21 protein-coding genes and 1 tRNA gene are annotated in these 20312 nt (G+C 49.0%); 13 read left to right on the forward strand and 9 right to left on the reverse strand.

All coding sequences use genetic code 11. The features are described 5' to 3' along the window. Position 1: 1 nt before the first annotated feature. The 7 genes from cyoD (at position 2) to VGS28_01875 (ending at position 6868) form a co-directional block, all read left to right on the forward strand. Positions 2-403 carry a cytochrome o ubiquinol oxidase subunit IV gene (cyoD, locus tag VGS28_01845; GenBank protein ID HEV2412529.1) on the forward strand — a complete coding sequence of 134 codons (402 nt, stop codon included), beginning with the start codon at positions 2-4 and terminating at the stop codon, positions 401-403. Beyond that, positions 400-1254 carry a heme o synthase gene (cyoE, locus tag VGS28_01850; GenBank protein ID HEV2412530.1) on the forward strand — a complete coding sequence of 285 codons (855 nt, stop codon included), beginning with the start codon at positions 400-402 and terminating at the stop codon, positions 1252-1254. The genes cyoD and cyoE overlap by 4 nt, the downstream gene beginning before the upstream one ends. A 15-nt stretch (positions 1255-1269) precedes the next feature. Further along, positions 1270-2073 (forward strand): ABC transporter permease, encoded by an 804-nt coding sequence (locus VGS28_01855; protein HEV2412531.1) that lies wholly within the window; start codon positions 1270-1272, stop codon positions 2071-2073. Then, a complete protein-coding gene (locus VGS28_01860; protein ID HEV2412532.1) occupies positions 2074-3294 on the forward strand; it encodes an ABC transporter ATP-binding protein in 1221 nt (406 codons plus the stop codon). It begins immediately after the preceding gene. 4 nt (positions 3295-3298) lie between these two features. Beyond that, on the forward strand, positions 3299-4462 hold the full coding sequence (locus VGS28_01865; GenBank protein HEV2412533.1) for a glycosyltransferase family 1 protein: 1164 nt from the start codon (positions 3299-3301) through the stop codon (positions 4460-4462). A gap of 131 nt (positions 4463-4593) precedes the next feature. Further along, positions 4594-5925: a glycosyltransferase family 1 protein gene (locus VGS28_01870; protein ID HEV2412534.1), complete on the forward strand. Its 1332-nt coding sequence runs from the start codon at positions 4594-4596 to the stop codon at positions 5923-5925. A gap of 4 nt (positions 5926-5929) precedes the next feature. Continuing rightward, positions 5930-6868, forward strand: coding sequence for an FkbM family methyltransferase (locus tag VGS28_01875; protein HEV2412535.1), 939 nt, complete (start codon positions 5930-5932; stop codon positions 6866-6868). Positions 6869-6884: 16 nt separating this feature from the next. On the opposite strand, the gene VGS28_01880 is transcribed toward VGS28_01875, so the two are convergent. The 5 genes from VGS28_01880 to VGS28_01900 form a co-directional block, all read right to left on the reverse strand. After that, the gene (locus VGS28_01880) at positions 6885-7619 is read right to left on the reverse strand and encodes a hypothetical protein (GenBank protein HEV2412536.1); all 735 of its coding nucleotides are present in this window, start codon (positions 7617-7619) and stop codon (positions 6885-6887) included. Positions 7620-7668: 49 nt separating this feature from the next. Continuing rightward, a complete protein-coding gene (locus tag VGS28_01885) occupies positions 7669-10257 on the reverse strand; it encodes a hypothetical protein (protein ID HEV2412537.1) in 2589 nt (862 codons plus the stop codon). A gap of 5 nt (positions 10258-10262) precedes the next feature. Further along, positions 10263-10835 carry a hypothetical protein gene (locus tag VGS28_01890; protein HEV2412538.1) on the reverse strand — a complete coding sequence of 191 codons (573 nt, stop codon included), beginning with the start codon at positions 10833-10835 and terminating at the stop codon, positions 10263-10265. 68 nt (positions 10836-10903) lie between these two features. Continuing rightward, complete coding sequence (locus VGS28_01895; GenBank protein HEV2412539.1) at positions 10904-11314, reverse strand: GtrA family protein; 411 nt, start codon at positions 11312-11314, stop codon at positions 10904-10906. An 18-nt stretch (positions 11315-11332) separates the two neighbouring features. Further along, complete coding sequence (locus VGS28_01900; protein ID HEV2412540.1) at positions 11333-12295, reverse strand: glycosyltransferase family 2 protein; 963 nt, start codon at positions 12293-12295, stop codon at positions 11333-11335. A 28-nt stretch (positions 12296-12323) separates the two neighbouring features. Between VGS28_01900 and VGS28_01905 the strand changes: the two genes are divergently transcribed. Then, complete coding sequence (locus VGS28_01905) at positions 12324-13364, forward strand: sugar phosphate nucleotidyltransferase (protein HEV2412541.1); 1041 nt, start codon at positions 12324-12326, stop codon at positions 13362-13364. Here VGS28_01905 and VGS28_01910 read toward each other — a convergent pair. Together VGS28_01910 and VGS28_01915 are read right to left on the reverse strand one after the other, a co-directional pair. After that, positions 13361-14473, reverse strand: a complete 1113-nt coding sequence (locus VGS28_01910; protein ID HEV2412542.1) for a glycosyltransferase — start codon at positions 14471-14473, stop codon at positions 13361-13363. The two genes, VGS28_01905 and VGS28_01910, sit on opposite strands and share 4 nt — an antisense overlap. Then, complete coding sequence (locus VGS28_01915; protein ID HEV2412543.1) at positions 14470-15900, reverse strand: sugar transferase; 1431 nt, start codon at positions 15898-15900, stop codon at positions 14470-14472. The genes VGS28_01910 and VGS28_01915 overlap by 4 nt, the downstream gene beginning before the upstream one ends. A gap of 154 nt (positions 15901-16054) precedes the next feature. Between VGS28_01915 and VGS28_01920 the strand changes: the two genes are divergently transcribed. Further along, on the forward strand, positions 16055-17452 hold the full coding sequence (locus tag VGS28_01920; GenBank protein HEV2412544.1) for an O-antigen ligase family protein: 1398 nt from the start codon (positions 16055-16057) through the stop codon (positions 17450-17452). Here the strand turns inward: VGS28_01920 and VGS28_01925 are convergent. Next, on the reverse strand, positions 17438-18067 hold the full coding sequence (locus VGS28_01925) for a hypothetical protein (GenBank protein ID HEV2412545.1): 630 nt from the start codon (positions 18065-18067) through the stop codon (positions 17438-17440). The genes VGS28_01920 and VGS28_01925 overlap by 15 nt on opposite strands. Before the next feature lie 51 nt (positions 18068-18118). Next, complete coding sequence (locus tag VGS28_01930; GenBank protein HEV2412546.1) at positions 18119-18631, reverse strand: DUF2127 domain-containing protein; 513 nt, start codon at positions 18629-18631, stop codon at positions 18119-18121. Positions 18632-18739: 108 nt separating this feature from the next. On the opposite strand from VGS28_01930, the gene VGS28_01935 reads away from it, so the two are divergent. From VGS28_01935 to VGS28_01950, 4 genes are all read left to right on the forward strand, one after another. Next, positions 18740-18883, forward strand: coding sequence for a hypothetical protein (locus VGS28_01935; protein HEV2412547.1), 144 nt, complete (start codon positions 18740-18742; stop codon positions 18881-18883). Positions 18884-18929: 46 nt separating this feature from the next. Then, the gene (locus VGS28_01940; protein ID HEV2412548.1) at positions 18930-19388 is read left to right on the forward strand and encodes a GtrA family protein; all 459 of its coding nucleotides are present in this window, start codon (positions 18930-18932) and stop codon (positions 19386-19388) included. Between the two features lie 38 nt (positions 19389-19426). Then, the gene (locus tag VGS28_01945; protein ID HEV2412549.1) at positions 19427-19897 is read left to right on the forward strand and encodes a hypothetical protein; all 471 of its coding nucleotides are present in this window, start codon (positions 19427-19429) and stop codon (positions 19895-19897) included. A gap of 36 nt (positions 19898-19933) precedes the next feature. Then, positions 19934-20008 (forward strand) — tRNA-Asn (locus VGS28_01950). Positions 20009-20312 lie beyond the last annotated feature (304 nt).

Below are 20312 nucleotides of genomic sequence, written 5' to 3' on the forward strand. Positions count from 1 at the left end.
TATGGATGAACAGAAACCACAACTTTTTAAGAAAGAACGTGCTACTTACCGGGGGAGTCTGGCTCTCTATGTAACCGGATTTATCTCGTCAGTTGTCTGTACTCTGGTGGCCTATATGCTGGTCTGGATCCACGTCAACTCGGGTCACGAAACCTTCACTCATCCGTTCATCATCACCTGTATTGTTGCCTTGGCGCTCGTTCAGTTCTTCGTTCAACTCTACTTCTTCTTGCATCTTGGCCACGAAACCAAGCCTCGTTGGAAACTGTTGGTTCTTGCCTTCATGATATTGGTTGTTTTCATCTTGGTCTTTGGCAGCCTCTGGATCATGCACAATCTTAACTACAGAATGACCCCTCAGCAGATGAATACGTATATGATCAACCAGAACGGCGGCCTATGAGTCTACTCAAGGACTACTACGAGCTAGCCAAGCCAGAGCGAACCTATGCCAACATTATGACGGCTGGAGCAGGGTTCTTGCTGGCCTCTAGATGGCATATCAACTGGGCGCTACTAGTCTACCTACTGGTTGGTACGTCGCTAGTTATCGGTTCAGCCTGTGTCGTCAATAACTACATTGACCGAGAGATAGACAAGAAGATGGCTCGGACAAAGAAGCGCCCGCTAGCTGTTGGTCGGATACCACTTTGGAACGCCATAACCTATGCCGTTATTCTTGGTGTTGTTGGCTTTGGCATCTTGGCTCTCTATGTCAACTGGCTGGTTGTTGCGATGGGGGTCATAGCCTATATAGACTACGTTGTCCTATACGGCATTGCCAAGCGAAAATCAACCTACGGAACGATTGTCGGCAGTGTCTCTGGCTCTATGTCGATGGCAGCGGGTTATGTGGCAGTCAGCGGTCGGATCGATGGAGCAGCAGTCTTACTATTTGCCATTATGACCCTCTGGCAGATGCCTCACTTTTACTCAATTGCCATGTACCGCCTCAAAGACTACACGGCGGCGGGGATCCCGGTTCTTCCGAGTAAAATCGGCATGCGGAATACTAAGATACGAATTATCTTGTATATCATTGCGTTCATGGTGGCCTCCATGCTTCTGACTGCGTTCGGCTATGCCAACGATATCTATTTCACTATCGCTGCGGCCGTCAGCGTCTATTGGCTTTGGCAGGGGTTGCAGACTTTTGAGGCTGCCAAGGACGAACCTTGGGCTCGAAAGATGTTCTTCACCTCGCTAACAGTTTTGACTGTCCTCTGTCTAGGGATAGCCATAGGGTCAATCTAGACTATAATAGTGTCAGTGAAAAAACTCATGCAACGCTACAGGTATTCGGTGATCCTGTTACGCGAATTAGTCGTGACTGACTTCAAGCTTCGCTATCAAGGATCATTTCTTGGTTATCTCTGGACGCTTGTCAAACCGCTGGCCATCTTTATTATCATGTACACCGTCTTCGTACGGTTCTTAAAGTTTAACTTCCACGTTCCACACACTGCAGTCTATCTCTTTATCGGAATTGTCCTGTGGGGTTTCTTTACGGAAGTTACTACCGGCTGTACGACATCCATCTTTGGGCAAGGAGAGCTGCTTCGGAGCATTCACTTCCCACGTTACGTGATCGTCATGGCTGTCTCCATCAACGCCCTCATCAACCTGCTCTTTAACTTTGTAGTGGTGGCCATCTTCATGATTGTTAGCAAAGACGCCATCTCCCTGCATATCTTGATGGCCCTACCGCTCTTACTTGAGCTGTATGTTCTTGGCCTGGCTATTGGCTTTATTCTAGCTACTCTCTATGTCCGCCTCCGTGACGTTAACTATATCTGGGAAGTTGCTCTCCAAGCCCTCTTTTATGCCATCCCCATTCTCTATCCAATTGCTCGAGTCCCTGAGAAATGGGCTAAGTGGTTGCTGTTGAATCCAGGCGCACAGATCATCCAGGGAGCACGCTACTATATCGTCACAACCAAGAGCCCGACGATCGATAACTACTGGAGTAGCCCCTTTATTCGCCTAGCCCCAGTCATGTTAGTTATCCTCATTGCGATTTTCGCTGGGCTCTACTTTAAGAAGCGATCAAAATACTTTGCGGAGGAAGTCTAGATGGACGATCAAAGCAAACCACCAGTCGTTGTTAAGGTTGATCGAGTCTCCAAGAACTTTGCTCTGCCGCATGAGCAGGCCAACTCAACAAAGATGCTCTTCACCCATATATTTAACAGCCGTGCTTTTCGCCGGACTGAAGTACAGCATGCCCTCAAAGACGTCTCGTTTGAAGTTCGGAAAGGTGAGTTCTTTGGAGTGGTGGGTCGTAATGGTAGCGGTAAGAGCACTCTCTTGAAGATGATGGCCGGCATCTACCAGCCAACCTCAGGCAGCATTACAACGACTGGAAAACTGGTGCCATTTATCGAACTTGGTGTCGGCTTCAACGGTGAGCTAACTGGACGCGAGAACGTCTTTCTCAACGGTGCCTTACTCGGCTTTTCGCGTAAGCAGACAGAGTCTCATTACAAAGAGATTGTCGAATTTGCTGAGCTCGAGAAGTTCATGGATCAGAAGTTGAAGAACTACTCGTCAGGAATGAAGGTACGCCTGGCCTTCGCCTGCGCAACGATGTCTCAGGCCGATATTTTGGTAGTCGACGAGGTCCTAGCCGTCGGGGATGCCGACTTCCAGCGCAAATGTTTTGACTACTTCAAACAGATCAAACGGGGAGATACTACAGTTATCTTTGTTAGCCATGACATGAATGCTATCAAAGAGTTCTGTGATCGCGCAGTCCTGATTGAGAAAAGTAAACTCGAATATGAAGGTGATCCGAAGGATATTGCCCGTGAGTACGCAATGCTCTTCATGGAAAACTACAAGGGCTTTGTCGGCCAAGGTGACAACAAACGGTGGGGCAACGGAGACGCAGTCGTCAAAGATGTCACTCTCACGCAACATGGCGATGAGATCATCGTCTCAGCTGACGTTCTGGCCCGCAAAAATCTCGACAGCATTATCTACGGCATTCATGTTTTCTCAGCCGACGGCCGAGAATTAACAGCGATGAATAATAGGATGATTAATCTGCCCGATATAAGCGATATTAAGGCCAAGAGCCGCTTTAAGATTACCTGGAAGATGCTCAACATTTTCAATGACGGCAACTATTCTATGACACTTGTGCTTGGTGACTCTGCCAATAATATTCTCGATTGGTACAACGAGGCTGCGACCTTTACGATCAAGCGTGCCGAGCGTTCGACGACTCCTATAATGCCACCAGTAAGCGCCAAGGTCACTAAAAAAGAGGCGACCGCCGCAAAGAGTCATTGAAGCTATGGCAACGACTAAAACCAAGCTGTTTATTGAGGCAATTCCTCTCACCAGAGAGAGACTGCATGGCGTGGCCCACTCGCTTCTTGGTACTGCCAGTACTATCGCTAACGATTCTGACTTCAAAGAACACTATGAGATCATCTTAGTTGCCCCGAAACAAGGTCTATCCAGACTTGATAGGTTCCCAGAGCTTAAGGACTGTCGTCGAATTGCTTTACCGTTTAAGACTCGCGTCTTCAATGGCTTGGTCAAATACGGTCTACTGCCGCCCATGGATCAGTTGCTTGGCCGTGGCATCTATCTCTTTGGTGACTTCAAAAACTGGCCACTTACCAAACGCTCAGTAGCACTGACTTATATCCACGACATTTCCCATGTTCTCTTTCCTGAGTTTGTCGAGCCCAAGAATCAGAGGATGCTGCAGCGAAATACTCCGCGCTTCATCAGACAGACCGACTACATCATTACAGTCAGCGAAAACTCCAAGCGAGAGATAGCAGAGCATTATCATATCGACCCGGCCCGTATCCTAGTCCTCTACAATGGCGTTGATAGAAAGCTCTACCGTCCCTACAGCAGCAAAGAGATCGTAAAAGTTAAGAAGATTTACGGTATCACCAAGCCCTATTTCTTATATGTCGGCAATATTGAACCTCGCAAAAATCTGGTACGACTCGTGGAAGCATTCGAAAAGCTTCCGAAGACAATGAGCCTTGTTTTAATTGGTGGTAGCGGGTGGCTTGACGATCCGGTCACTCGGGCTGTCACAAAGGCACGGCGTCGCGGTGTATCTATTGTTAAGCCAACGTCGTATGTCTCTGATGAAGAGATTGCAGTTTTGACGAGTGGAGCGACAGCCTTCGTCCATCCATCTCTTCATGAAGGGTTCGGCATGGATCCTGTTCAAGGCATGGCAGCGGGCGTACCCGTGCTAGCTTCCGATATACCCGTACTTCGAGAGGTTCTTGGTGACGGCGCTACCTATTTCGATCCTACTGACACTGAGGCTATCACTGAGGCCCTGCAGTCAGCACTCAAACTGACCGATGCACAGAAAGAGAAGAGAGCCAAGAAGAGCATGAAGCGCTCAGATCTCTACGCGTGGGGGCTAAGTGCTAAGAAGTTATACGATTTTCTGAAGACCAGAAAACAGTCTACCCGATGAATATTCTGGTTGTGCCAAAACAGCAAAACTATGTTAGAATCTCGTCAGCTAGAGGGGTGGTGGGTACAGGCTATCTGCGAGTATTTTCTAGCGCATTTATACCAATCTAAGCTGATATAATTGGGACAACCATGAGAATTTTGTTTGTGACAATCGATGCCGAAGAGAGTATGCGCGGCATCGGGGCGATTATGAAGAATCTTATTCGGGCAGCCAGGGAAGATGGCCATGAGGTTGGTCTGCTCACGGGCATTCCGTACAAGCATGCATATGAGGGCAACAAAGAACTTCGCGACCGTGTCGAGCATATTCACCTTCAACATTACTTGCTCGAGGGGCGCAAGAGCTTTCGATACATGATCAAGGGTGGTTATCGAAGACGTACTGCCATAAAGATGATGTTGAAGCTCAAGTTCTTGGAGCATTCGTTGATGAAGGTCCGTCCAGAACTACTTTCTGGCAAGAAGACGTTAGCGCACGAGCTAGACTTCATCATCCGAGCTCCATTCGCCTATCAGTTTATTGCCCGTAATAAAGCCCGGGTCAGCCGCATGATTGTCGGTCGGATCGCAAGAGCTTACGACGTAGATGTTGTCTATGCTGTTTCGCCAACGATTCTGCGCAGTAAAGATCTTGGTCACAGGACCAAGCTGGTCACCTTTGTGCATGACATCATGCCACTTGAGCTGATCGAAGACCCGGCAGATAACGGAACCCAGGTTCGTTTCGCCCGTCAGGTTGAAACAGCCCTCAAACACTCTGATTTAGTCCAAGTCAACTCAAAGAACACGGCCGAAAAACTAAAGCCGTTCAAGCCTCGCTGTAAGGTTGATGTTGTCTATGGTGTAGTCTCGAGTGTTCCCGAAGACCTTTCAGACAGTGCGATACTCGAAATGAAGAACCTTCAACCACAGAACTATCTACTCTATGCTACAGGCATTGAAAAACGGAAGAATGTTGGCGGATTGCTCGAGGCCTACGCCATCGCTTATGATCGCATAAGGAAGCCGCTGGTCATTATCGGTGCACCGGCATTTGGGGTTGAGGATATCGTTGAGATCTACGAATCGTTGCCCGGCCATATTCAAGACAACGTTCTCTTCACCGGCTTCATTAGCGAGGAAGACAAGTTTACGCTCTATAAGAACGCTCTCATCTTTACTTTTCCGAGCTTCTCGGAGGGCTTCAGTATTACTGTCCTTGAAGCTATGAGCTATGGCATACCCGTTCTAACCAGCCGAGGTGGTGCGCTACCAGAGACGGCAGCTGACGCAGCCTTATACGTTGAGAATCCATATGATATCCACGAGATTGCCGAAAAGATGGTGGAGCTGGCGAACAATCGAGCGCTGCGTACACGGCTGTCAGAGCTTGGCAGAGAGAGGCAGAGGCAGTTTACATTTAAACATTTCAAAGATAAGGTAGGCGATTCACTGAAGAGGCTTGAAAAGGAGGGTAAGTAGGTAAATGGTTCCAGGAAGAGGGAAAAAGGGGTTTAACGCAGTAGACTTTATCAAGAACGCTCGGCACAAATCTGCTCCGTCTCCGGCAGACGAGTCAGCGGCTAAGATGGATGAGTCACTCTATTTCATCCATATGATCAAGAATGGTGCCACGGTTGCGACCGGTGAGCATGAGGCGCTCACTAGAATCTTTACTGGCCAGAAGATGTATGTTGATACGAGAGACATCTCACTAGCGCCACACCTGATGCTGGATGGCGTATGGGAAGAGAGTTTCACTAAGATCTTTCGTCGTTATCTTAAGCCTGACTCGGTTTTCTTTGATGTTGGTGCTAACTTCGGCTATTTTGGCCTCGTCGCTGGCACCGAGATAACCTCTGAGGGTAGTATCCACTTCTTTGAGCCAAACCCCTTGCTGGCGGCTTACATAAAGAGGACTGTTTCAATCAACGGTATGTGGGGACGGTCGAAAGTCGTTCAAAAAGCAGTCGGTGCTTCCAGGGCAAAGTTGGCTCTGACTGTGCCTGGCGACTACTTCGGAAGCGCTAGTATGGTTATCGACGAACAGGTTGTTGCGGCATTTGTCGATAAAAAAGAACTTCGTTCGTTCAAGGTTGACCAAGTTTCGCTCGATGACTATGTTGAGGAGGCTGGACTCAAGAAAGTCGACGTCATGAAAATAGACGTCGAAGGTTATGAAGAGAGCGTCTATCGGGGCATGAATCAAACGATCAAGAAGAACCCTGATCTCGTTGTTTTTCTCGAGTTCACGGCGGGAAGTTATAAGGATCCCAAGGGATTTTTTAAACAGATCAAGAGGGACTTTAAGAATGTCTATCTCTGCGACGAGGTCCTCAAGCCAGTCGAAACAATCTCAGATCTTGATGAGACTATCAAGAAAGATGGTTTTGCAATGATTGCCTTCTCAAATATCAACCTTTAGATTAAGAATCCTTAATCTAGTCAGTATCGATCATTGCTTTTCCTGACTGTTTATGGCCGATCCAATCACCTGCTGTGTTTTTCTGGCCATAACTTGGTCCGCGATAGGCCCTGTTTGGGTCTTTTGCCTCCAACCCTTTTTTCAGAAGATCGTCACGGATAAAAAATGCGTTGACGCCTCTACTCTCGCAGTATACAAGGCTATAACCTTTCGATTTAGCAATGTGATACATAGCCAGGAGACTACCGCCAAAGTAGTTGGTTGTGTCCCAGTAGTGTTTGGGATCATACTTTATGGTTTTGGCCTGCCATGGCGGGATCGAAGCGTTGTATTCAGTCACCACCAAGCGGGGTCGGTAGCTGTTACTGAGACTCTTCCAGATCCAATAGTCGTTACTATCGATATCGATACAAAGAAAATCGAGATCATTTGGGACTGAGTACTTCTTGAAAAGGCGATTGATGTTCTCAGCTGTAACGAATTCTTTCTTAATCTCGGGTGAGTTATCATCTCGGCCATCCATCTGCAGAATCTGCCACCCAGACTCTTTGAGGAGGCGAGAGTTACATTCTACGCCATCTTCAACACCGAACTCAACGCCAAACCTACTTTCTGTCCCGGTACGATGAAGCAGCTCAGCGATAATACCGTCCTCGCCGTTCTGGGAGTAGACACTCTCCTCAAAGGGCTCGAGGTATCCTGGCCAGTACTTCCGCAGCAGTCTCTTCTGTTTCTGGGTTGATCTAAACATGAACCTAAGTATAAGTTAATGATTAACGCACGAGAATAGTTCGGCCTGTCTAATTGACGATCACGTTAAAGTAGCCGAGACCGCCGATATTCCAGTTACTAGCACCTTCTAGAATCGGCTGTAACCATTCCTGATAGGTGCCGGCTGAGGTGCCAGACGGCACTTTGAAGTCGAAGCTGAACTTGACGATTTGGCCAGGTTGAACTTGATGCTGATTAGACGTTAGTGTCGCGCCATCAGACTGATAGACGGCTGCGAAACCCGTTGTCGGCCGGTTATTATCAGTCCATGTTGATGAGTCGTAGAACGGGCTCGGGTTGTTAATCGGGTTCGTCATAGCCATCACGAGCGGTGCGACACCAGGTGGGCTCGAGGTCTGGTCGTAGAGCGTGTCGTTTCCAGTGTTCTTATATTCAATCGTGACCGTGGAAGAGCTGCCAGGTGCTACAGAAGGATAGCCGCTAAAGTTATAGAACGACATGCTCCGGCTGTCTTGTTGTACAGTCACATTAGAGAATCCGTTACCACCTGTCATAACTCCTGGCCACGATGGGAAGTATGGCGCAAACCATTCTTGATAGGTGCCCGGGTTCTCGTTGGTGCCGGCCGTCCAGGTAATGTTAAACTGCACATATTGCCCGGGCAGGACTTCATGTTGGTTAGAAGAGAGAGTTGAGTCGTCGCTGTTATAGACCGCCCCGAACGTGTTTGCTAGTGTGCCTGGCGACGGCCATGTCCAGCTAAAGTCACTCGGTCGGTTATTGGGTCCCAGTGTTGCGAGAGTGACAGGGTCAACGCCAGTCGGTGCGCTAGTGCTGTCATACCAAGTCGCATTACCAGTGTTTTGGTATTGGATCCATTCAGTTGATTGGCTACCAGGCATGAGATTCGGGTAATTCTGCATCTTCGTGAACTGGGCACTGTAGGTTGTCGGTTGGACAGTCACGTTGAAGAATCCATTACCACCCATCAGTGGGTTGACGTTATTCTCGACAACAGGCTGGACCCACTCCTGGTACGTTCCGGGGCTAGCCCAGACGGGTATTGTAAAGGTAAGGTTGAACTTTACAATCTGGGTCGGAGCAACTTGGTTCTGGTTTGAGGCAAGGGTACTGCCGTCGGAGTTATAGACTGCCGCAAAACCAGTTGACGGGATGCTTGTGCTCGTCCATGCGGCGCTGAACGGGCTCGACCGTCCTTGCGGTGTCGTCTCGAGATCAACGTACGTGCCGCCTGAGGCCGCAGTCAGATTGTTCCAGGTGGTGTTACCGGTATTTTGGTATTCAATCCACTCCGAAGTCGATGAACCGGCTTGGGCTGATGGGTATCCTGACATGTTGTAGTAAGACGCTGCGTAGGTTGAGAGAACGCCTATATAGAAGTAGCCGATGCCACCTGTGTTCCAGTTGCTGGCCCCCTCAAGGGCAGGTTGTAACCATTGAGTGTATGTGCCAACGGCTGTGTTGTTTGGTACCGAGAAGTCAAAGCTGAACTTGATTATCTGTCCTGGTTGGGCGACGTGCTGATTAGAGGCAAGAGTGGTTCCGTCTGAATTATAGACTGCTGCAAAACCGGTTGTCGGTCGCGTGTTATTGGTCCAGGTGCTGGAATCATAGAATGGACTCGGGTTGTTGATCGGGTTGGTCGTTGCAAGGACGAGAGGAGCAGTTCCGCCGGGTGCCGAAGTCTGATCGTATAAAGGATCAGTCCCTGTATTCTGATACTCAATCCAAACGGTACCGGTCGCACCGTCCTTTATATATGGGTACCCGCTAAAGTTATAGAATGTGGTCTGGTATGATGGCGCGTACGTGCTACCCCACCAGCTGACAAATGAGTCGACGAAGTTATAGCTCCCGCTATAGTAGTCACCGCAACACCCATATTGGGGAAGGCCGTAGAGGCCTTGAGGGTTGTTGTATACGTGCGGCGTGTAGCAGTAGAGCGACGAAGTCGAAGCATTCGGCAGAATGAAGTTGTTATAGTTGACTCCGTTGCCATCAAACCACGTGACATGACTACCTGGCACAAGAGCGCCTGAATAGAAGTTGGTGCTGCTGTTGCAGGCGTAGTTCAGATTTGAGTTCCACCAAGTGTTATCACCGTTAGCCCGCTCGTAGTTAAAGCGGAGCTGCCAGGTGGCGTTATCTACTTGGGTGAAGAAGCCCGGAAAACTACAGCCTCCGGAGTCAGGGCAGCCGTAACCCATAGCATAGTTGAGCTGCGAAGCGGTCGGATTCGGCGTTGTTACAAGTGACTGCTCTTTTTGGAGTGTGGCTAAGATTACCTGGGGGTTAATGCCGTAAGCTTGGCCGGCGTCATAGATGATCTTTGAGTCCGGCTCAGTCTGGCCGCAACTGTAGTACTGGGCCTCATAGGAGTAGGTTGGGTCAGATGTGCTGCCGCAGTTCTCAACGTCAGTCAGATTAGCAAGGCCACTCCCCTGAGCTCCTAGAAAAGATTGAATCTGGGAGGCGTTCATCGAGGTGTTATTGCGGAAGATTGAGTCGTCGATAAGGTATCTCGACCAGTTATCGTCAGATAAAGCATGTGCGTGAGGAGATGAAAACCCAAGTAGAGATAACACTGCGGCTACTGCTACAAGGCTTGTTATGAGTATGTACTTCTTCTTGGTCATCTAATTTAAAACTTAACTGGTATTACAACCTCGTTAATCTGCCTGCCGTTCAGCTGATTATTGGCGGTATTGTAGACGTCGAGTTGCCCACCGCTGGCATAAGGAGTGAACTGTACCGTAGCCGTGAAGTTACTGTTCACAACGCTGATTGATCCTTGTGAGATCATGCCTGCTTGGTTATCGATCAGCGTGTAGAAGACAGGCCCGGCCGAGGCACTACCTACTATTGTATCACCGGAGTGAAACGTGCCGTTGGCCGAGGGTAGTTTCACGGTTACGAGTCCGTTTGAGGACGTTGACCACTCGCTGGGATCTGTCGGGACGTTGTTGACAGAAGCACCATGCAGGTCTGTACCGGTGCCTTGTTGCACAATCGAGGATGGCTCAGGGCTCTTCGGCTTGTCTGTAGTTACAGGTGAGTGGTAGCTTGGCTTGCCGGGCGCACGAACAACCGGCGAAGAGTGTAGGAGGTGAATAGTGCCAGTTATCTCGAGTACTCCTAAAACAAGAACCGCCGCAACGATAACACCACTGGCGACCAGCAGCTTAGGTTTAAGGGTGCCTGTCTTCTTTTTCATTTTTGTTTTGTGGCCTTTTTATCAAAATAACATCAAAAACTGCTTACGTAAACTATCAGATTACAATACTACAACGGCTCCCCTTTAGATGAGGTTTTGAAGACAAGTCGTTTGTAGACTAAAAAATTCCAGCATGTGGTTATAGCTAAAGCTATGGTACGGCTCAAGATAATATAGCGACCAGGGAAGAGGCTCACTATGACGACTGTCAGCGAGTAGTTGAAGGCAACGAGTACGGCATACCAGACTATCTGCTTAGAGATGGCGCGGATCTCTTTCTGGTAGTCCTGGAAAGCAACCAGCTTTTGTAGAAGGAAGGAGATTAGCAGACCTACCCAAAAAGAGGCGCTAGCCGCAAGTGCTCTCGTCGTATGAAGACCGGCGTACAAACCAACAAGTATGGCGATGTCTATGATATAGGTGAGGCCGCCGATGAAGACGTATCTAAAGAGGGGTCGTTTAAGAGCTTTATCTAGCATATGATTAGGGTATCATAGCTACTTCGGTAGGATAGACTTTGTTTCGTCGATAATATAAAGTGGCCGGTTCTGGGTCTCGGTGTGGATACGAGATATATAAAGGGCAATAATGCCCTGCGAACTAAGGACGATGCCTACCAGGAAAACAAGTAGGATACCCAGCATACCGGTACCGGTCACCTTCAGGTGCATGGGATCTCCCATGATCAGCTGTTCGACGATAACGAAGATGCCAAAGAGAAAAGCAATAAACGTAAAGATCGAACCGATGATGCTGAGTAAGTATAGCGGCGCCAGACTCAGTGAGATGAAGCTGTTCGTAAAGAGCTGGATTAGCATCGAGACGTTATAGCTGGCCTTACCATGCATTCTAGGGTTGGCTACAAACTCAATAATGTCTTTATCAAAGCCGACCCAATCAATGAGACCACGAGTGATGCGATTGCGTTCCGTTAATCGTTTAAATTCTTTCTGGACATCTTGGTCGATAAGACGGAAGTCGGTAGCTCCTGGTGTCAGACTCGTCCCGGACGTAGTGTTGAAGAGACTATAGAAGATCTTTGAGCCGTAGCGTTTTACAAGCCCTTCCTTCTGATTAGCTTTGCGGACTCCAATGATAACTTTGGCGCCACCGCGCCACTTCTTCAGGAAGTCATGGATGAGCTGAGGCGGATGCTGGCCATCAGCGTCGATCATAACGATGGCCTTCCCGCGGGCAACGTGGATGCCTGCCGTCGTTGCGGTCTCTTTACCAAAGTGGCGTGAGAAGCTGACGAGCCTTACTCGTGGATCCTTCTTGGCTAGCTTGCGTATCTCCTCAACTGTCCCGTCTGAGCTGCCGTCATTTATATATATGAGCTCATAGGTCAGGCCACGTTCTCGAGTCAGCTCTTTAGTGAGCTGTTTGTAGAAAGGTGCTGTATTCTTCTCCTCATTGTACGAGGGAACAATAACCGATAGTTGCACGGAGCTCGTTTTCATGTACTTATAGTACAGTATAATATGCCACATGATAGTTGTCATCTTCGCAGGTGGCTCGGGCACTCGTCTCTGGCCACTCTCTACAAACAACAACCCTAAACAGCTGCTGGAACTCTACGGAGATAAATCTCCGGTTCAGACGACCTATGAGCGAGCCAAATCTCTCAGCGATGATATCTACTTCGTCCCAGAGACACGCCTGACTAAATCAATCCAAGCCCAACTACCAGGTCTTCCCAAAGACCATTTTGTGGTGGAGCCTGGCCTGAAGGGTACAGTCAACTGCGTGTTGGCTGCTCTGGCCCACGTCACACCTAACCACGACCACGATGAGCCGATTGCTTTCATACACGCCGATCATTTCATACGTGACCGCAAAGGGTTTGTCAAATCGTTTAAGACTGCTGAGAAGGTAACGAATGCAACGAAAGAGATTGTCTTGGTTGGCATCGAACCAACCTATCCGGCTACAGGATTCGAATATATCCAGAAGAATGGCGACACGGACGCTGAAGGTCTCGCCTATAATGTGCTGACTTTCAAGACCAGACCACCATACGAGATAGCCCAGGAATACCTTAAGAGCGGGGATTACCTGTGGAACGCCGGCTACTTCATTGCTTCACTCAACACTTTCCTGCAGCAGATGAGCGACTACACCCCAAATCTGAAAAAGGCATACGACAGATTGCTTGCAGCGAAGTCGAGAAAGGAGTTCGAAGAGATATATCTTGGGCTAGAGAGCGACACTATTGACTTCGGTCTCATCCAAAAGGTTAAGCATCTCATGGTCGTCCCGGCTTCATTCGACTGGGTGGACGTCGGATCTTTTAAGGATCTCTATTCGGTCAGTGAGCACGACAAAAAGGGTAACCACACTAAGGGACCGAATATAGAACTCGACAACGTTGAAAACTCCTACATTCGCAATGAAGAGGACAAACCAATAGCCGTGATAGGCCTAGATAACATAGTCGTCGTCAATAGCCCCAACGGCGTCTTGGTGGCTCGCAAGGATCTTTCGCAAAATGTGGGTAAGATTGCCAAAAAAGTTCAGGCTCTCGATTAAGCTGGTTTCTTCCGATGGCTGGCAACAAATTTGTGAATGTTCTTTTGGAACTGTTCTTCTGAAAACTTCTCGGCCTGCTTCTGTAATTTTGCTGCCGAAAAAGACATAGTCTCAAACTTCTTGATTGCCTTACAGAGCGAGGAAACAGTCTGCTCTTTGAAGAAGAGTCCAGTAACTCCGTCAATCATGGTGTCGAGTGCCCCGTCTTTTTCGTAGGCAATGACCGGTGTGCCTGCTGCTAAGGCCTCAACGAGCACAATCCCAAAGTCCTCAACTTGCGGCCAGAGGAGTGCTTTGGCCCCTTGGAAGTATTTGGTAATCTCCTGGTCATCAGGACCGACGACGAACTCAATGGTGGGTCCAGCTATCTTCACGAGTTTCTCGTGTTCAGTCCCATCCCCTACGACTATCAGCCGGCGACCGAGTCTGTTGCAGGCCTCGATGGCTATGTCGAAGCGTTTGTAGGTGTTTTGGCGTCCGCTAACTAAGTAGTAATCACCCTTTTTGACTGGTCTCTCGGGCTTGAAGCGCCTGATATCTACCGGAGGAAAGATGACGGTCGAGTCGCGATGATAGTACTTCTTGATTCGCTTCTGGACTGCATGAGAGTTTGCGATAAAGTAGTCGACACCCTGGACCGATCGCATGTCTAGGTGCCTCATCCATTTTACGAATGGGGGGATGAGTGGACGTATAAACGGGTCAAGGTTACCAAAGCCCGGGTTACGCCGGTACTCTTCATAGTGGCTCCAATAGTAGCGAGTTGGTGTGTGGCAGTAGCAGATATGAACGGCATCTTTTCTGACTCTTACGGCCTTGGCCTCTGCGCTTGCCGAGGAGATAACAACATCGTAGTCTTTTAGGTCAATCTGTCGGAAGGAGTGTGCCCGGACAACTGGCAGTAGCTGGTGTCGTCTACGTATCGGTTTGGGTAGCTTTTGGATATAGGTCGTTCGAACATCCAGGTTGTTAAACATGTAGAGAAGGCTAGTTGGTTCAAAAGCCGAAACGAAGATCGGTGCATCTGGGTACGCTTCATGAAGGGCGAAGAGAACTCGTTCAGCTCCTCCGATGTTTGTTAACCAATCATAGGTCAGAGCGATCTTCACCTTAAGACTCCGCTTTTAGTAAAGACAACCCTGACGGTCTTGATGAGAATAAGCATATCAAGCCAGAAGCTCCAGTTCTGGACGTAGTAAAGTTCTAGTTCGATGCGCTGTTCGAAGGTTAGACTGTTCCGTCCTGAGACCTGCCACAGACCCGTGATGCCAGTCCGTACACTGAAAAGAAGTGGACTGGTCTTGTAGTGAACAATCTCCTGCGGCATGAAGGCTCGTGGGCCGACGAGACTCATCTCTCCTTTTAGAACGTTCCAGAGTTGAGGTAATTCATCGAGACTTGTCCTCCTCAGGAAACGTCCCACTTTGGTTACACGGGGGTCGTTCTCTACCTTGCGGTATTTCTCTAGCTCTTCGATAAGGTCAGGCCGGTCCATCTTGCGGAAGGCCTCGATGTCTGACATGCCTGAGTACCGTGGAGTCATGCTGCGGAATTTGTAGAAGTCAAAACGATGGCCAAAGCGAGTCACGCGCTTCTGGGTGTAAAAGACTGGTCCGCCATCGTTGAGTTTAATAGCAAGGGCTATCAACAGAAAGACAGGAGAGAGTACGATCAATCCTATGAAGCTGGCGACAGTGTCAAAAAGTCGTTTGGCGATCCGCCCCCAACCATTAAGGGGAGTAGGTCTGACGCTGACGGCTGGTAACCCGTGGTATAGCTCGACACTGTTTGAACTCGTATAAAACTCACTATGCGTTGGGATGAACTTGTAGGCTATATGTTCTTGCTGGGCGGTCTGCAGTATCAAGGTATTAGTTTTGTCGTTATACCACTCAGTCTGGATGATGGTATCGATACCAAGATGATCTATCTCGGCTAATGCCCTAGTTAGGCTACGGAAGTGTTTCACTCCATGCCTGAGGAAGTACTGCTTGTTGCCGACCGTAGCTTCGATCTTGTGCCCCGTGTGGCGGCTGTCGCTAAGAACCACACCCAGCTCTTGAGTCGCCTCGCCATCACCTATCAGCATGACGTGGGTCAAACCCCAGCCATAACGGAAGACTGTAGTTCTGACAATCCCCATTATTTCGCGCTCGATCAACAGCAAAGCAAAACCAATGAGGGTGGCATAGACGGGAACGATATGGGCGGGGAAGACGGCCTGTTCGCTGAAGTACTGGTAACCGATAACAAAGAGGATACCGACGATAGAACCAACCAGAAGTCGCACTGCTTGGCTCATTCGGTTTTCAAATACGGGTTTTGTATAAAGGCCAAGAAAAGCAAAGAGAATCAACCAAAATGGGAGGAGGGCAAGAGTTAGGCGAAGGTACTGTAGGGCGTATACGTGAGCGGCAAGTGGGGCGTGACTGACCTTGACACGCAATATATAGGCAACTGTAAAAGCAAGTACTAGTACGAAGAAATCGCCACCAACAAGCAAGAGACGATATATTTGCGACCAGCGTTCATTCATTGTCTGTTATTTTAGAGCGAATAATGTAAATAGGCTAGTGCGCAGATGTTAGGTGTAGCGTCAACTTCATTATGTCTTGGTGAGCATTTGTCTAGACGCCCATAGTTTATAGGCCGCTAGAGTGGCATCTGGCGCGTGTATACTGATAGGCGAGATGACTGACACATCTGCCGTCCACATCCCGTACATAAAGCGGCCGTTCTTGTTACTCAAGGATATCTTCACCCCTCTTAGTTTTGTCGAGCGATTTCTGCTAGTCAGCTGGCTACTGGTCATTGCCCTGATGCCATTCGATGCGCTTCTGACCTCCTGGGCCGGTTCGGTCTTTGGCCACACCTTGGTGGTCAAGTCCTGGAAAGAGATACTCATCGCTCTCGATACCTTGGTGGGATCTCTTTACCTCTATCGCCGGAAGCTGTTTAAGAGTTTTTACACCGACAAGATTGTCCTACTGATCGTTGCTTACACGCTTCTAAACCTGCTCTTATGGGCAGCACTTCACCCGGCACCAAAGGCGGCCATCGCCTCTCTCCTGATGAACGTCCGTTACCTCGTCTTTCTGCCGTTCGGTTGGCTGCTTCTGACATTCGTCGAACGAAAGAAACTTGCTCGACTGACTCTATATGTAGTCCTAGGCTGCGCTGTTATAGTTGGCCTCTTCGCGTTGTTGGAGATGACAGTCCTACCCAAGAACTTCTTAACTCACTTTGGCTACGGCTTTGGGCAGACGGTTGTCAGCCCGTATACGACTCTGAATAACAACCAGGCCGTCATTCGTCTACAGTCGACACTTCGTGGCCCGAATCCGTTCGGGGCGTACTTGGTTATCGTTACGTTGCTGCTCGCGATGCTTTGGCGAAAAAGACGCAAGTTCTTCCTAAGCGTTCTCTTTGCTGTTTCACTCGTTTTGCTCTATAAGTCATACTCTCGAAGCGCCGCTCTTGGCATGGCAGCCGCCGTCGCGGTCTACCTCTGGCTGAGTATCTCCAATCAGAGAGTGCGCCAATGGATCTTTGGCATCGGTGCTGTGATCATAGCTGCAGGTGTTGTCGCTGTGCTCATCCTGCTGCCCCACTCAAACTTCCTACAGGCAAACATTCTCCACGCCAGGAAGAACCAGACTAATATTAACTCGACGACGGCCCACTTTAACGCTGTAACCACCACCGTTAAGGCGATCAGTCATAAACCTCTCGGCTATGGCCCGGGTAGCTATGGTCCAGGATCGTTCTACAGTAAAGTCCCCCAGATTCCGGAGAACTACTACTTAGATATCGCTGCTGAGACGGGTGTCTTGGGGCTCCTGCTCTTTCTGGCTATCAATGTTCTGGTAGCCCGACGACTCTGGTTTCAGCATCGGCAACTTTGGCCTCGTGCGCTACTAGCCGTCTTTGTCGGTATGTTCGTTATCAACTTAGTCCTAGAAGGCTGGTCGGACGATCCGACTGCCCTACTGTGGTGGGGTTTGGCTGGGCTTTGGACTGCGCCAGTCTTTGTAGCCTCTCCTAACAAGAAAACTCGACGCTCCCTAAATACTTCAAACCGTCGTTGACTGTAAGTCTCGTGAGCTCCAAGAAGAGACGTTCGGGTGAGCGGTCGCGTAAGCCAGGCGAAGAGCCTGGTTACCCATCTCAAACTGCGGGAACCAGCCGAGCTGTGGTTCCCCAACGCTGACATCAAACTCATCAGCCGGTCTGTCAGCTAGGTAGGCCCAACCTCGAGAAGGGTCGACACCCACAGCGCCAGTAAGCTGTGTCCATGGGGAGAGAGTGGGGTCGCCCTGAACCTTGAATGCTTCGCGAATTGAATACATGGCGATAATCCTATGGGCTTTTGCTGAGTCAGCCTCTACTAGGGAGTCATTGAGGAAGTAGCACGTGTTGAATCCAAGTCGTACGCTGTCAGGTGTTCTAGTTACGACGCTCGGATCGGTATTGAAATCGTTGCTCAGTGCCAACCTGCCGGCATCAACGCCATCAACTTTTACAAAGAAGCAGGCAACCCAATCACCCAATGCTCTCTGTGCTTGACGATATGACCTAACCTCCAGTACCCCCGGCAAAAAGCTAACAACTGCAGGATTTAGACTGGCCTCGTTGAGCAGTTGTATATAGCGCCGTACATCGAGAGGGTTTCGAGGCTGGATCCGTTCAATCTCGATTCGCATCCTATCGGTGACTCTACCACTTGTGATCAGAGTCACCAAGCATAACGGGGGTTAGTCTCCTTTTGGGCCGTGTGTAGCTAAGAGCCGTTTTTGCCTGCCATACTCCCGGCTGGTCAGGTAAACAATCAGGCAGTCGAAGAGCGTCAGCAGTGTCAACGTAATCGAGAAGCGGACAAATGTAATCCTATAGATCTGGTAGACGATAAAGCCGATCGTCAAAACGACAAGGCCTATATAGGCCCAGAGGCGATCTCTCAAAATTTCAATAACCAGCACGACCTTTGAGAGACCATGTGCCAACAGGTATATAGCCCCGAACAGCAGGGCAGAGTGTGTTGCGTAGTGGACGCTATGCAGGATGTGATTAGCTAAAAAGTCCTTTGGGTCCTCACTGAGTTCTTCTTGAGTAACGAAGTGGATCAGATGGTTAACGTCACTCGGTCGGACAAAGAGCAGAACTAGTCCGCCGATGGTCTCGATAATTCCATCCAAGGCCTTGAGCAAGATGCTGATAACAAAGACCTTATCCAGATCGTTACGGATCTTAAAAGTAGGCATATGCATACTTTGATTGTACCTCGCGACCACTAAAAGGGAAGTTGACATTTTTGCACATTCGTGCTAGAATAACAATATCTACAACAAAAGATAAACACAGGTAAAAACAAAAAAATGAGTGTCGAAGACAGAATTCTACGTTTTCAGGAGCGGATCAAGAACCGTCTTGAAGAGATCGAAGCCATGGAAAATGACAACCGCATCGCTCTCGTCCCGGTCGTCGGCCTCGACCAATCCGAGCTTAGTAACGATCGATAGAGACGCCCGATCGCCTTTCTAGGCCAGCTGTGGTTGAATAGAGACTATGAGTAGAGCAGTGGCCGAGCACCCGTCCGCGCTGGTGCGTCTACACAGAGAGCTGAAAGAGTGGGTTGTTATCCCCTATCTTCTCGAGGGACAGATCTACTTTTGGAGTGGCTACCTCGTATTCGTTCTCTGCTACCACTTTCTTGGTTTCCGGCTCTTTCCCTCGACAGCAATTCAGTATGTTTTTGGCTTGATCATCAACTTCATCCTGGTGCGTTACTGGGTCTTTGCCAAACAGGCTCGACGTGATCATCTCAAAGCTGGGATTATAAAGTACGGTCTCTATCTGGCCCTTAACTACTTTGTCACCTACTTCCTGCTTAAGGGTATGCAAGACTATCTGGATATCACACCATATATTGGCCAGTTCATTGCGGCAGGGTTTATGACGTTCTGGAATTACTTCAATTACCGAACCTGGGTCTTTAAAGGCCCAACACGCATACATCACAATTGATTCGGCAGATAATAGGGGTTATCATAAGCATATTCATCATGACTCCTAGCGAAATGCGACCCAGCAAAAAACAACGTGAGCTCCTCGATTTTATCGAGAATTTCATAAACGAACACGGATATGGGCCGAGTTATCGGGAGATAATGAGGGGAATGGGTTATAAGTCTGTTTCAACCGTAGCTATCCATATCGATAATCTAATCTCTAAAGAATGCCTCAGAAAGCGGACGCGCTCAGCTCGCTCGCTTGAAGTTATGAGACAGAGCGCAGAGGTGCCAGTACAGTCATCCGCCAAAGCTTCTCCTGAGAAATGGCTCGTCGGGCAAGTCGATAAGAGGTTTCAGGCAGTTGAGAAGTCTGCCAAAAAAGTCGAAGAGGAAGCCTTGAATGATCTCTACGTTCTCGTCGGAACACTGCACATACTAGGTATGAAAGAGCATGCCGAGAGCGCCAAGTCACGCCTCATGGCTCTAAAAGAAAAGGTCAGTGCTCCTGTTGAAGCAAATTGACCACCCTCGTTAATACAGATATAATAACCTGCGTATTCCGGGGTAGCTCAATGGTAGAGCGTTCGACTGTTAATCGAATGGTTGCGAGTTCGAGTCTCGCCCCCGGAGCCAATTTACTTCATTTAGACTTCGATTGCTTACTTAGTACCCACTGCACCGACGGGCTTATCGACTTATCTGTACGATGGATGCAGCCTAGCCAGCAACATGGTCTGCGCATACCTTCTTTAAGTTCAGAAACAACTCGCCTGACGTGTTCATCTCTGGTTTTTTGCTGCTTGACAGTTACTGTCCAGCAGATCCATTCATTACGCGCCAACGGTGTTATATCCTCCCATCTTTCCAATGCAGACTTGTCAGATAACAGAGCCTTGCGTAAGTCGGCCGGCATTTTGTGTACAGTACCACCGGATAT

The sequence above is a fragment of the Candidatus Saccharimonadales bacterium genome, from assembly GCA_035945435.1.
Taxonomy (GTDB): domain Bacteria; phylum Patescibacteriota; class Saccharimonadia; order Saccharimonadales; family DASZAF01; genus DASZAF01.